The organism is Streptomyces sp. IMTB 2501 (assembly GCF_001953885.1).
In the GTDB taxonomy this organism is placed as follows: domain Bacteria; phylum Actinomycetota; class Actinomycetes; order Streptomycetales; family Streptomycetaceae; genus Streptomyces.
Genome location: NZ_MQUS01000002.1, coordinates 81,752 through 94,257, shown reverse-complemented (window position 1 = coordinate 94,257; position 12,506 = coordinate 81,752). Strand labels below are relative to the sequence as shown.

Annotated in this window: 11 protein-coding genes; 4 read left to right on the top strand and 7 right to left on the bottom strand. The window is 71.3% G+C overall.

The features are described from left to right. The first annotated feature begins 51 nt into the window (after positions 1 to 51). Positions 52 to 441: an STAS domain-containing protein gene (locus AV521_RS04610; protein WP_076083810.1), complete on the top strand. Its 390-nt coding sequence runs from the start codon at positions 52 to 54 to the stop codon at positions 439 to 441. A gap of 91 nt (positions 442 to 532) precedes the next feature. On the opposite strand, the gene AV521_RS04605 is transcribed toward AV521_RS04610, so the two are convergent. Continuing rightward, positions 533 to 1,513 carry a nitroreductase family protein gene (locus tag AV521_RS04605; RefSeq protein ID WP_076083808.1) on the bottom strand — a complete coding sequence of 327 codons (981 nt, stop codon included), beginning with the start codon at positions 1,511 to 1,513 and terminating at the stop codon, positions 533 to 535. Positions 1,514 to 1,811: 298 nt separating this feature from the next. Between AV521_RS04605 and AV521_RS04600 the strand changes: the two genes are divergently transcribed. Continuing rightward, positions 1,812 to 2,411 (top strand): hypothetical protein, encoded by a 600-nt coding sequence (locus AV521_RS04600; RefSeq protein ID WP_076083806.1) that lies wholly within the window; start codon positions 1,812 to 1,814, stop codon positions 2,409 to 2,411. Positions 2,412 to 2,604: 193 nt separating this feature from the next. On the opposite strand, the gene AV521_RS04595 is transcribed toward AV521_RS04600, so the two are convergent. Beyond that, the gene (locus tag AV521_RS04595) at positions 2,605 to 3,111 is read right to left on the bottom strand and encodes a hypothetical protein (protein ID WP_076083804.1); all 507 of its coding nucleotides are present in this window, start codon (positions 3,109 to 3,111) and stop codon (positions 2,605 to 2,607) included. A 774-nt stretch (positions 3,112 to 3,885) separates the two neighbouring features. Here AV521_RS04595 and AV521_RS04590 point away from each other — a divergent pair. After that, complete coding sequence (locus AV521_RS04590; RefSeq protein WP_076083802.1) at positions 3,886 to 5,262, top strand: MFS transporter; 1,377 nt, start codon at positions 3,886 to 3,888, stop codon at positions 5,260 to 5,262. An 89-nt stretch (positions 5,263 to 5,351) separates the two neighbouring features. Here AV521_RS04590 and AV521_RS04585 read toward each other — a convergent pair whose 3' ends face one another. The 4 genes from AV521_RS04585 to lnt form a co-directional block, all read right to left on the bottom strand. Beyond that, entirely contained in the window at positions 5,352 to 7,271 is a 1,920-nt protein-coding gene (locus AV521_RS04585) for a GAF domain-containing protein (RefSeq protein ID WP_076084685.1), read from the bottom strand. A gap of 100 nt (positions 7,272 to 7,371) precedes the next feature. Next, a complete protein-coding gene (locus AV521_RS04580; protein WP_076083800.1) occupies positions 7,372 to 8,187 on the bottom strand; it encodes a 3-hydroxybutyrate dehydrogenase in 816 nt (271 codons plus the stop codon). A 54-nt stretch (positions 8,188 to 8,241) separates the two neighbouring features. Further along, the gene (locus tag AV521_RS04575) at positions 8,242 to 8,721 is read right to left on the bottom strand and encodes an NUDIX domain-containing protein (protein ID WP_076083798.1); all 480 of its coding nucleotides are present in this window, start codon (positions 8,719 to 8,721) and stop codon (positions 8,242 to 8,244) included. Between the two features lie 88 nt (positions 8,722 to 8,809). After that, complete coding sequence (gene lnt / locus AV521_RS04570; RefSeq protein ID WP_076083796.1) at positions 8,810 to 10,420, bottom strand: apolipoprotein N-acyltransferase; 1,611 nt, start codon at positions 10,418 to 10,420, stop codon at positions 8,810 to 8,812. A 352-nt stretch (positions 10,421 to 10,772) separates the two neighbouring features. Here lnt and AV521_RS04565 point away from each other — a divergent pair, with 352 nt between their 5' ends. Next, on the top strand, positions 10,773 to 11,789 hold the full coding sequence (locus tag AV521_RS04565; RefSeq protein WP_256725433.1) for an O-antigen ligase: 1,017 nt from the start codon (positions 10,773 to 10,775) through the stop codon (positions 11,787 to 11,789). An 87-nt stretch (positions 11,790 to 11,876) separates the two neighbouring features. Here the strand turns inward: AV521_RS04565 and AV521_RS04560 are convergent, their stop codons facing one another. Beyond that, positions 11,877 to 12,422, bottom strand: a complete 546-nt coding sequence (locus AV521_RS04560; protein ID WP_076083794.1) for a hypothetical protein — start codon at positions 12,420 to 12,422, stop codon at positions 11,877 to 11,879. Between the last annotated feature and the right edge of the window lie 84 nt (positions 12,423 to 12,506).

Genomic DNA, 12,506 nt, shown 5'->3' with positions numbered 1-12,506 from the left:
GGGGCCGGACGGCCCTTCCGGCACGCCCATCGGCCCGGATTTCCTCTGACCATGGCCGAACCCCTCATCTCGTTCGCACCCCGCCACATCGAGCGTGCCGTCGGCGGGACGACCGTCCTGGAGCTGCGCGGTGAGATCGACATCCTCACGGCACCGCCCCTTGGAGCACGCCTGGACGATCTGACGGCCGTCGTTCTCCCCGACCTCGTCGTGGACCTCCGTGCCGTGTCCTTCATCGACTGTGCCGGGCTGGGGGTGCTGTGCCGGGCGCGGAACAGGGTTATGGATCGGCACGGTCGGCTGCGTCTTGTCACTGACAGCAATCAGTTCCTTCGAATTCTTCGTGGTGCGGGGCTGGATGGCGTGTTCGATATGTACGACCACCTGCCCCAAGCCTTGGCTGCTGTGCCCGGCGGGGTCCTCACCGCCACAGCGCGCTGACACTTCTGAGGGCAACCCGCAACCACACGGGGCCTTCGGAGTGGCCGCGGCTCCAGGATCACGGCTACTCAGGCGGCCTGGTCGTTGAGCGTCAGCACACCTGATCCGGCGCACGCCGCGGAGTGGCCGAGCCCTCCGGGCCGTACCCGAGGCGAATCAGCATCTGCGCATGCCCGGTGCGGTCCGGTACGGGGCTCAGGTCGCGGCGCAGGTCGGGCCACTCCATCGGCTGGTGCAGCAGGGAGGCACGCACACCGTGCGCCGTGGCCACCAACAGGAGGTTCTCCAGGGCCTGTCCGGCGCGCAGCCAGTCGCTGCGCCGGTCGTCCTCGGTGGTCAGCAGGGCTACCACAGGACGGGACTCGAAGGACTGGGCGGAGAGCCGCTCAGGGTGCCGTTGTGCGGTGAAGTCACGTAGGGGCAGCTGCTCGTGTGCGTCCTGCGGCCCCAGCGCCGTCTGCGGTATGCCGACTTCGCTGGAGTGGTCCGGGTCTCGGTGCACCCATCGGCGGCTCTCCACGGCCCGGTCGGGGTCGGCGCGGTTGCGGTGTTCGGCCTCCGTGGCGACGCGCAGCAGCCGTGCCGTCTCGTCAGACGGGGAAAAGGTCAGTGAGGCACCTTCCGTTTGAGCGGCTTCGGCAAGTTCCGCTCGAACGTTCAGCGGAAGCGGCCTGCCGGAGAAGGGGAACCTGCTGCTGTGCCTGCGCCAGATCATCGGGTAGAGGTCGGGGCGGTGCCCCGCAGTGTGCCGCTGGCCCGTCCCGGACAGCCGAAGCGTGGCCAGCACGCTCGGGTCTTCAGGATCCGGCAGCAGGCGTACCACGGCTCCCCAGCCGAAGTGGGCCATTGCGACGCGGAGGTTGAAGACGGCGGCACCCACCGACAGATGCAGAGCCCGCCCGACAGGATCAGCGTGGCGCAAGCCACGCTCGGGTACGGCGCGTACCTCCAGCGCGACGTTGTCCGGGTCGAGCCGGAAGCACCACGGCTGGGTGTTGTAGATCGAGGGCGCGGCCCCGGCGGCCGAGATACAGGCTTCCAGGGACGCGGCGTCGACGGGCGCGGTTCGCATGGCGGCCTCCTTCCGTACGAAGTCGGACAGATACGGGTGCCCTACGAGCGTGAGAGCGCCACAGCCGTACGGGGAGGGGCCGATGGTCCCCTTGCCAGGCCCGTTCAGGGCACAGCGACCACTGCGCACGGGCACAGCACCACGGCGAGTCGACGAGCCGTACGTGTGCTGGGCCGAACGGCCCACCGCCGGCCTGGGCTCGGCCCGATCGGCCCTCCGCTTCCACCTGACCGGCCCATGCCACCGCAATGCCGCCGCTGTCACCTTCATGTGTGTGACGACGAGGAGGTGCGGAGAGATGCGCGAGGACAACCCCGCGAACAGGAAGCGCAAGCCAACGAGGGTACCGCTGTGGCGGTGGCGCAGTAACCCGATCCGGCGTCGCGACGACGTCCTTGAGGCATGGCTCATGCTGGCCACATGGGTGCTCGTTGCGGTGGGTGGCACGGCGGTCGGTGTGGTGACGGCCCATGCAGCCGACCAGGTCTTCGCCCAGCAGCGGGCCGAGCGGACCCCCGTCCGCGCCGTTCTCCTCGATGACGTCCCGCGCACCGCGACCTCGGAGATGGGCAGAGAGCTGGCATCGGCAAGGGTCCGCTGGACGAACTCCGACGGCTCCACGCACAGCGACAGGACGCTGGTGACCACCGGGAAGAAGGCCGGCTCCACGGTCAGGATCTGGATCGACACCCAAGGGAAGCTGAGTACGCAGCCGCCCACGCCCGGCAAGGCGGCCGTCGAGGCGGGACTCTTCGGAGCCTCCGCCGCCCTCGCCCTGAGCGGCGCAGTATTCGGGATCGGGAGCGTCGGCCGAATGTACCTCGACCGTCGCCGCATCAAGGAGTGGGACCGGGAGTGGACCCTGGTCGGGCCGCAGTGGAGCCACAAGACCAGTTGACCGTCGAACCCCATGCACGAGCAACCTCGGTCATGCCGTCGGAAAGGGACACCACCGCCGAGGTGGCGTCCCTCCGGGCGTTCATCACCTGCAGGCTGTTGGACCGGGGTGTACTCAGCGCGCGCCAGGGCCGGCCGAAGCCTACCGGTTATGCGACTCCTGAACCGGAACCGCCGCGACACGCTTTCGGCGTTCAGGCCGGCAGCCAGGGGTCCGTGACGTGGTGAACGTTCCACCCCTTCCCGGCCAAGGCCTCGGTGTAGGGCTCGGCCCGCTCCCGCAAGGCGGCCAGGGCAAGAAGGTGAGTGGGGCGAGTGGCTCCGACGAAGATGAGTTGCGCCGCGCGGCGAACGGTGGGGGAAGCACGAGCGATGTCTCCGGCACCGGCCAGCAGTGCCAGCACGTCGGTGACGTCGTGCCTCTTTCCCGTTCTGTCCAGGCACTCAAGGACCAAGGTGGCGGCGTGTGTTTCGCCCTTGGCGCTTTGAATGGTGCCGACCACGGAGGTCACGTTGCCGGACTCGCTGATGAGGCGACGTGCCGCCGGGTTCTCGACGGGCAGGTAGGCCATCGGCTCCTGCAGTGCGGCGGCGTCGTCCCACGGTGCTTGAGTGAGTTCGGGCAGCACCTCAAGCAGTTGCCGGGTCAGTCGTTGCCATCGGGGCTCGTCATCCAGCGCATCGGTCAGGAGCGAGTTCAACAACGCTCGGATCCGTCCGCCCGCTGTGCTGGGGTCGCGGTCGAGACGGGCAAGTGGGGAGTTTACTGCTCTCCCGCGTGGCCGCCGATGCGGTGCGTGGGCGTGGCACTCCCTGAACAGGGCCACCGGGCACCCCTTCCGGTACGGTCACGGATCAAGATCCGGACCATTCGCGGGCCAAAATGCCGCTTCCCGCCTCCTTCGAGATCATTTCCGCTGGTCAGCAGCCTATCAACCCTGTACCACCAGCAGACCAAGAACCTGCTCGGTGCTCCACTCGGCTGGTGAAGCATGACCGCTCGCCACACGACAGCCGCTGACACGCCGACCACATCACGACACTCGCCGAGGCAAGGCATCCGCTTCTAGCTCCGGGGCTACCCATGAACCGCGGCCCGAGAACTGCTCGCCCCGCAGCCAACCCGACACTGCGACGCCCGATCTGCGGCCGACGTCGGACTTCTACGCTGCGTAGTCAGCACCAAGTCAGCACGGGAGGGGTGAGAACGGGTGATGACGTGGGCTTTTAGTCAGCACCAAACCAGCACGGGAGTCAGCACGGCGCCTCCAAATCATGCCGAACAGCGCAACTCGGACGGCGCCCTTCGCAGCCTCATTGAGGCCGTCGCCGAGGCCCCAGCAGCGCCTCCATGGTGTGCGCGCGCACTCCCACGCCTAGAACTATGGTGTCCCACCACATACGCCTCTGACCTGCCCGTTCCTACGGTGTGGCGACACGCAAACGTCCCCGTCGAACGCCAGGAAGTGGTACCGATGTCCTCCCCCGCGAGCGCTCCACCAGCCCCTACGCGCCTCCCCCGCATCGTCGCCGCCAGCCTCATCGGCACCACCATCGAGTGGTACGACTTCTTCCTCTACGGCTCCGCCGCCGCGCTGGTGTTCAACAAGCTGTTCTTCCCGGACTCCGACCCGCTCGTCGGGACGCTGCTGTCGTTCTTGACGTATGCCGTCGGGTTCGCGGCCCGCCCCTTGGGGGCGCTCGTGTTCGGGCACTACGGCGACCGGCTGGGGCGCAAGAAGCTGCTGGTGCTGAGCCTGGTGATGATGGGCGGGGCGACGTTCGCCATCGGGCTGCTGCCCACGCACGCCACGGTCGGGGCCGCGGCTCCCGTGTTGCTGACCACTCTGCGGCTCGTCCAGGGGTTCGCGCTGGGCGGGGAGTGGGGCGGTGCCGTCCTGCTGGTGTCGGAGCACGGGGACGCGCGGCGGCGCGGGTTCTGGGCCTCGTGGCCGCAGACCGGCGCGCCGGCCGGCCAGTTGCTCGCGACCGGTGTGCTCTCGCTGCTGACCACCGTGCTCTCCGACGACGCGTTCGGGACATGGGGCTGGCGGATCCCGTTCCTGCTCTCCGGGGTGCTCGTGCTCATCGGTCTGTGGATCCGGCTGTCCGTCGACGAATCGCCCGTGTTCAAGGAGGCGTTGGCGCGGGCCGAGAACCGGCGGGCGGAGAAGCCGGAGAAGCTGCCGCTCGTCTCCGTGCTGCGCCACCACTGGCGGGACATACTGGTGGCGATGGGCGCCCGCATGGCGGAGAACATCAGCTACTACGTCATCACCGCCTTCGTCCTCGTCTACGCCACCACCTCGGCCGGCGTCTCCAAACAGACCGCGCTGAACGCCGTACTCATCGGCTCCGCCGTCCACTTCGCCGTCATCCCGGCCTGGGGCGCGCTGTCCGACCGGGTCGGGCGGCGGCCCGTCTACCTGTTCGGCGCGGCTGGTATCGGCCTGTGGATGTTCCCGTTCTTCTCACTCGCGGACACCGGCTCCTTCGGATATCTGATCCTGGCCGTCACCGTCGGGCTCGTGCTGCACGGCGCCATGTACGCGCCCCAGGCCGCCTTCTTCGCCGAGATGTTCGCCACCCGGATGCGGTACTCGGGCGCGTCCATCGGCGCTCAGTTCGCCTCGGTGGCAGCCGGTGCACCGGCCCCGCTCATCGCCACCGCCCTGCTCGACGACTACGGCAGCTCCACCCCGATCGCCCTGTACGTGATCGCCGCCTCGGTGCTGACCCTGGTCGCCGTGGGCCTGGCACGGGAGACACGGCACCGCGACCTCACCCATGTCGAAGGTGAGGGAGGCGAGTCCGCCGGTGCGAGCCGCGCCGCCGAGGCGCGGACGGTCTGACCGGCGGCACTCACCTCGCACGTGCCCCTGGCCCGGCTGTCCCGCACGCTCCCTTTCCCCAGCCCCCGTACGGCACGTCCGTACGGGGGTCAGCGTCTGTCCGGGGACGCCAACCGGTGCAGTCGTAGGGCCAGTTGGATCTCCAAGGTGCGGGCCGGAGTCTGCCAGTCCTCGCCCAGCAGACGGCCCACCCGCTCCAGCCGCTGGGCGACCGTGTTCACGTGGACATGGAGCGCGTCCTTGGTGCGGGCCGGGCTCATCCCGCAGGCGAAGTAGGCGTCCAGGGTGCGCAGCAGTTCCGTACCGCGTCGCTCGTCGTAGGCCACGACCGGGCCGATGGTGCGGTCGACGAAGCCGGCGACGTCCCGTTCGCCCGCGAGGAGCAGGCCGAGGAAGCCGAAGTCCTCGGCCGCCGCGCCGTCCCCGGCCCGGCCCAGCAGGTGCAGCGCGTCCAGACAGCGTCGGCCCTCGGCGTAGGCGGCGGCGACGGTCTCGGGGTGCGTGGTGAGGTCGGTGACCGGGGCCGAGGCGCCGACCGTGACGGGTTGGTGGACGGCCGTGCCCAGCTGGCGGGCGGTGCGGTGGGCCAGGTAGGTGGCGCTGTCATCAGCGGCGAGCGGCAGTAGCAGGACGGTTCCGCCGTCGCGGGCGGCGGCCAGGCCATGCCGGGTCGCCGCGAGGTGCGAGGCGGCCGACCAGAGGCGACGGCGCGCCGCGGCCTCCTCGTCGGCGTCGGCCGCCGGGCCGTCGAGGCGTGCGGCGAGGACGACATGGGTGGCGTCCAGGTCGGCGCTCAGCCGAGCGGCACGCTCGCGCAGCAGGCGCGGATCCCGGTCGCGCGCGTCCAGCAGGTCGTCCAGCAGCTCGCCCCGCACGCGCTGTTCGGCCTCGGCCGCCGAGCGGCGGGCCAGCAGGAGCAGCGAGGTGACCATCGCCGCGCGCTCCAGAGTGCGCAGGTCGACGGGGTCGAGACCGGGGTGCCCGCGCAGGACCAGCGCACCGAGGAGTTCACCTCCGGCAGCGACCGCGGCGATCCAGGCGCTGCCGTGCCGTACGGCGTGTCCCTCGGCGCGGGACGCCTCCAGTGCCCCGGCCGGTGCCGCATCGGCCTCGGTGAACTCGACGGTGCCGTCGAGGACTTCGGAGACGGCGGCAGCCACGTCGTGCACCCCGCCGCCGCGCAGGACGAGTTCGGCGAGCCGGTCGTGGACGTCGGAGGCGCGTTCGATGACGGCGCTGCGGTCCCGGATGATCTCGTTGGCACGCTCCAGGCCGGCCAGGGCCGCACGGGTCTCGGTGAGCAGATTGGCGGTGTCGATCGCGGCCGCGGCGAGCGCGGCGAAGGAGCCGAGCAGGGCGATCTGAGCGCGCTCGAAGACGCGTGCCCTGCGGTCGGCGGCGAAGAGGACCCCGATGACCTGCGGACCGAGCATGAGAGGGACGCCGAGGATGGCGACCAGGCCCTCGTCGCGGACGCCGGCGTCGATGGTGAGGGTGTGCTGGAAGCGGGCGTCCTTGAAGTAGTCGTCCGTGACATACGGCCGGGTCGTCTGGGCGACCAGTCCGCCGAGCCCCTCGCCCATGCCGAGACGCAGCTGCTGGAAGCGGGCGGAGACGGAGCCCTCCGTGACCCGCATATAGGTGTCGCCGCGCCCCGGGTCGTTCAGAGTGAGGTAGGCGACGTCCGTGCCGAGCAGGGAGCGGGCGCGCTGCACGATGGCCTGCAGCACGGCGTCCAGATCGCGCAGGCCCGCCAGGTCATGGGCGGTCTCGAAGAGCGCGGACAGCTCCGCCTCGCGGCGCCGGCGCCCCTCCAGCTCGGACCGGACGCGCAGGGCGAGCAGCTTGGCCTCTTCCAGCGCGGCGATCCGGTCGGCCGGTCTGCCCTCGGCGCGGGCGAGCAGCGCCGGCTGTTCGTACGCCTCCGCGGAGGCGTCACGGGCCAGCAGTTCGAGGTACGGGACCTCGGCGCCGGCGCCGGGTTCCGGCTGAAGGTGATCGCGAGACATGGTCACAGGATTCCGCATCGGCCGCCGGGCCCGGCGAGCCTGTGGAAAACTCCCCGGCCGGGCGCCGCCGGGTACTTCGGAGGGCCGTCCGCCCACCGCTTCAGTGCGCTGTCCAGCCGCCGTCGAGCACCAGCGACGTGCCGGTGACGAAGGACGCCTGCGGGCTGCACAGGTAAGCCACCGCCTCGGCGACCTCCTCGGGCTCGATGAGCCGCTGGACCGCGCTGTCCCGCAGCAGGACCTCGGACAGCACGCGCTCCTCGGGGATGCGGTGCGCCTGCGCCTGGTCGGCGATCTGCTTCTCCACCAGGGGCGTGCGCACATAGGCCGGGTTCACACAGTTCGAGGTCACCCCATGGGCGGCGCCTTCCAGTGCGGCCGTCTTCGACAGACCCTCAAGGCCGTGTTTGGCAGCCACATACGCGGACTTGAATGCAGAGGCACGCAGACCATGGACGGAGGACACATTGACGATCCGGCCCCAGCCCTGCGCGTACATGTGCGGCAGGGCACCGCGGATGAGGCGGAACGGCGCCTCCAGCATCACGGTCAGCACGGTGTGGAAGATCTCGGGCGGGAACTCCTCGATGGGGCGCACCAGTTGCAGACCCGCGTTGTTGACCAGCACATCGGCGCCGACGGCCGTGCGCTCGGCTGCGTCGAGGTCGGCAAGGTCCACGACCTGGGGTTCGACGGTCCCCGGGAGGTCGCCGGACCGTTCCGCCTGCTGCGCCAGCTCGGCCAGGCCGGCCGCGTCCCGGTCGACGGCCCGCACCCGCGCGCCGGCGGCCGCGAGGCGCAGCGCGCAGGCGCGGCCGATACCGCCGGCGGCACCGGTGACAAGGGCGGTGCGGCCGGCGAGGTCGAGGGCTAGGGGCTGAGGGCGCGGGCCGGGCGGGGGGCTGGACGAGGTCATGTGCCGACCCTAAGCGGACCCCACCCATCACCACATGTGGTGATCACCCATACTTCAGCCGAGAGTCGTAGCGTCAAACCATGTGGGGGCCTCGGACATGGCCTGCTTGATCCGGAAGCGCCCGAACTCATGGAGATCGGGCAGCGAGTCCACCGCGAACCAGCCCACTTCCACGGACTCGTCGTCGTTGACCCGGGCCTCGCCGCCCACGGCCCGGCAGCGGATGGTGATGTCCATGAACTGGCAGCAGTCACCGTTGGGGTAGGTGAACGACTCCAGCGCCTGGACGAGGACGACCCGCTCGGCCACGCAGCGCACCGCCGTCTCCTCGAATACCTCCCGCACGGCACAGGCAGCGGGCTGCTCGCCAGGATCCGGGATACCCCCGATCACCGACCACTTTCCGGTGTCGGACCGCCGGCCCAGGAGCACTCTGCCCTCGTCGTCGAAGACGATCGCGGTGACCCCGGGGAGCCAGAGCAGCTGCTGTCCGGCGGACGCCCGGAGTGTGCGGATGAAATCAGGAGTAGCCATGGGCCCGACCCTAACCGGCCGGGCCCGCGCTCTCCTCGGGTTCGGACGGAGTCCGAACCAGTTCAGAAGGCGTAGGCCGGTCGTACCGCTATGCGCCACCGGCGCGCCGGGCGCGCAGCCCGGAGCCGATCGCCCAGCCGAGACCGCCGGCGGCGACCAGCAACAGAGCGATCTCCGGCAGGATCCCCAGCTCGGTCGCCGGGGTCTTGGACGTGCGCAGAGGCACCTTCTGGACCAGGTAGGCGGGCACGAACATGCCGGTCCGCTGGGTAATCCTCCCGTCCGGCATGATGACCGCGCTGACGCCGCTGGTCACCGGCACGGTGACGGTGCGGCTGTGCTCGACGGCGCGGATCCGGGACATGGCGAGCTGCTGGTAGGTCATCTCGCTGCGGTCGAAGGTCGCGTTGTTGCTGGGCACGGAGATCATCTCCGCGCCGTGGGTGACCGTGTCCCGCACGGCCCAGTCGAAGGCGGCCTCGTAGCAGGTGGCGAGGCCCACCTTGGCGCCGTCGATGTCGAACACTCCGGGCGCGCTGCCCCGGCTGAAGTCCTGCCGGACCATGCCGGTCCAGTTCTTGTTGACCGCGCCGACGAGCCCGCGCAGCGGGAGGTACTCGCCGAACGGCTGGATCTGCCGCTTGTCGTAGGTCTGCGTCGGTCCCTTGACCGGGTCCCACAGGACCTGCTCGTTGAGCAGCTTGCCGTCCTTCTCGACGACGGCGCCGACCGAGATGGGCACGCCGACCGCCTTGGCGGCGCCGTCGATGACGGCGGCCGCATCGGGGTTGGCGAACGGGTCGATGTCGGAGGAGTTCTCCGGCCACAGCACGTAGTCGGGCTTCGGGGTCTTCCCGGCCTTGATGTCAGCGGCGAGCTTCAGTGTTTCGCGTGCGTGGTAGTCCAGCACGGCCCGCCGCTGGGCGCTGAACTCCAGCCCGGAACGGGGCACGTTGCCCTGGATGACCGCGACGGTCCGGGTGCCGTCCTCGGCCTTGTCGCTCACGAGTGGCCGGGCGGCGACCGCGCCCGCAACCGGCACGGCCACGCTCAGCAGCGCCGCGGCCGCCGCCCCGCGCCGCACGTCGCGCGACCTGCGCTTCTCGGCGATCAGCCGGCCGGCCTCGTACAGGCCGAATCCGCACAGCACCACCGCGAACCCGAGCACGGGCGTACCACCCACCGCGGCGAGCGGCAGGAAGACGCCGTCCGCCTGCCCGAACGCGATCTTGCCCCAGGGGAAGCCCCGGAAGGGCGCACGCGCGCGTACCGCCTCGCCCGCGATCCAGACGGCGGCGGCCCACAACGGCCAGGCGGGCAGCCGCGAGACGGCGGCGACGCCGGCACCGACCAGGGCGACGAAGACCGCCTCGATGGCGACAAGGGCCAGCCAGGGGCCCGGACCGACCTCCACGCCGGTCCACACCAGCAGCGGCAGCAGGAAGCCGAGCCCGAAGAGGTAGCCGAGGCCGAGGGCCGCCTTCCAGCCACGGCCGCGCAGCACCCAGCCGAAACCGGCGAAGGCGGGCAGCGCCAGCCACCACAGGGTGCGCGGCGGAAAGCTGACGTAGAGCAGCACTCCGCAGAGCGCGGAGGCGACGGCCGGGACCAGGCGCAGCAGCCGACCGCCGCGCACGCCGGAGGCGGAAGGTGGCTGAAGCTGGTCCGGCTGGTCCACGGAAGTTGCGGTGACGGTCACCCGGGTGAGTGTACGGCGGCTTCCTGGGCCACCGACAGCGCGGTACGAGGGCCCGCACCGGCTCCACCCACTGCCGGTTGTCCCTGGTCGCCGCCCCGCCCATGCCCGTTGGCGCAGGGACCAGTACCGCCCCCGCACCCGCAGCACGCAAGCGCCGTTCCGCCCACGTCCACCGCGACGTTCCCCCGCATCTCGTGACCAAACCGGTCATCAGCCGCTACGGTGTGCCCAGCCTCGGCAGTGCGGCCGGATCCGGCGCCGTGCCCAGCCGTGGCCTGAAACAGGGGACGGGGACGAGGGGCGGCGGGTGGGGTCGACGGGGACGAGGTCTGTGACCGGTGGGGACACGGACGTGACCGATGTCAGGAGAAACGTTTCTGACGGGGCCGGCCTGATCCTGCTGGGCGCCTGCGCGGGCTGGTCGCTGATCACCGCGGCGGTCCACGACGGACGGCCCGAGGGCGTGCTGCTCGCGGTGCTCGCCGTGGCCGCCGGTCATGCCGTCGGCCGGGTCTCCGGGGCGCTGCTGCCGGTGGCCGCGCCGTGTGCCGGAGCGGCGGCCGGACTCGCGCTGGCCGTGGCACTGCCCGGGCTGTCCGCCGGTACCCGGTACGCAGCCCCGCTCGGCCACGCCGGTGGTACGGCCGCGCTGCTGGCGCTGGCCACGGGAGCCGCGTGCTGTGCCGCCTGGGCGACGCCCGTGCCGAAGGTGCGGCTGGTACTGCGGATGCTGGCCGCGGGGGCGGTGCTGACCGGAGCCGTGCTGGGATCGGTGGCCGGTTGCGTGGCGAGTGCGGCCGTACTGCTGTGGTCACTCGCCGTGGGCCGGGTGTCCCGCCGGGGTGGGTGTCTGCTCGGGCTGGCCGTGGTGGCGGCGCTGGTGGCGGGCACGGTCTGGGCGCTCGCAACGGATGTACTGCCGGGCGGACTCACCCGGGTGCTCGAAGGCCGGCTGACCGCGTCCAGGGTGGCGTTGTGGCAGGACGCCCTGCGACTGGCGGGCCGGAACCGGGGGCTCGGGGTCGGTCCGGGACGCTTCGGCGAGCCGGGCAGCCCGGCGCCGCAGACGCTGTCCGCCGACGGCAGGCCGCACTCGGCCGTGCTCCAGCTGGCGGCGGAGCAGGGCCTGGTCGGGGTGTTCCTGTGCCTCGCCGCGTTCTGCTGGGTGATGTACGCGCTGTGGCGCAGCCCCCGCTCCACCCCCGTCGCGCTGACCACCGGCGCCGCCCTGACGGCGCTGGCCGCACTCGCCACGGTGAGCAACGCGCTCAGCTTCACCACGGTGACGGTGGGCGCGGGTCTGCTGGCCGGGTGGGCGACGGCACGGCCGTGGGCGAGGGACGGCGTGGAGCCGCAGCCCGGAGCGTGATGACGGAGAACCGTTGCCCGGAAGTGACGGCGTGGAGCCACGCCCCTCAGCGGTTTCGCGCCCCGCGCCGACACACGGCGCGCGGCCTCAGCGGGCCGGGCCGGATGTGATCGTGCGCAGCCGGTCCCTGATGACCCGTACCGCCGACTCCGCGTTGTCCACGGTGATCGTGAAGGTGTGGCCGTCCCACAGGCGCAGCACGATGCCCTCACCCCGGCGTACGACGACGGCAGTGCCCTTCTCGGGGCGCCACCGGTAGCCCCAGCCGCCCCAGTGCCGCGGTGTGACCAGGGCGGTGAAGTCGGCGCCCGCCACATGGGAGAGCGGGATGCGGCGGCGCGGCAGCCCCATGTGGCCGCAGCGCACCTCGAGGGACTCCTTGTCGAGCTTGAGGTCGACGTGCACGAACGCGAGCGTGCCGAAGAGGACCAGCAGACCGGCGGCGATGCAGCCCACGACGGACATCACCAGCGCGGCGATGCCGGAGGTCCATGCCGAGTCCACGGCCAGCTCGATACCGAGCGCCATGCAGGCCGCGCCGACCAGCGCCAGCAGCCACTGGATCCGGTTGGTGGCGCGTCCGGTCCAGACCTCGGGGTGCGGGCTGTCGTCGGCGTGGGGGTGGTCCCTCATATTTATGAGGTTACTCAGGTTTCGCTGCGCGGGCAGGGCGTGGCGGAGGGTGACTGCCCCGGGTGGTCCACCCTGCGCCCGAGT

Excerpts from the sequence above, each read along its gene's own strand:
- AV521_RS04610 (WP_076083810.1), top strand. The coding sequence starts at position 52 with ATGGCCGAACCCCTCATCTCGTTCGCACCCCGCCACATCGAGCGTGCC.
- AV521_RS04605 (WP_076083808.1), bottom strand. The coding sequence starts at position 1,513 with ATGCGAACCGCGCCCGTCGACGCCGCGTCCCTGGAAGCCTGTATCTCG.
- AV521_RS04600 (WP_076083806.1), top strand. The coding sequence starts at position 1,812 with ATGCGCGAGGACAACCCCGCGAACAGGAAGCGCAAGCCAACGAGGGTA.
- AV521_RS04590 (WP_076083802.1), top strand. The coding sequence starts at position 3,886 with ATGTCCTCCCCCGCGAGCGCTCCACCAGCCCCTACGCGCCTCCCCCGC.
- AV521_RS04585 (WP_076084685.1), bottom strand. The coding sequence starts at position 7,271 with ATGTCTCGCGATCACCTTCAGCCGGAACCCGGCGCCGGCGCCGAGGTC.
- AV521_RS04580 (WP_076083800.1), bottom strand. The coding sequence starts at position 8,187 with ATGACCTCGTCCAGCCCCCCGCCCGGCCCGCGCCCTCAGCCCCTAGCC.
- AV521_RS04575 (WP_076083798.1), bottom strand. The coding sequence starts at position 8,721 with ATGGCTACTCCTGATTTCATCCGCACACTCCGGGCGTCCGCCGGACAG.
- AV521_RS04560 (WP_076083794.1), bottom strand. The coding sequence starts at position 12,422 with ATGAGGGACCACCCCCACGCCGACGACAGCCCGCACCCCGAGGTCTGG.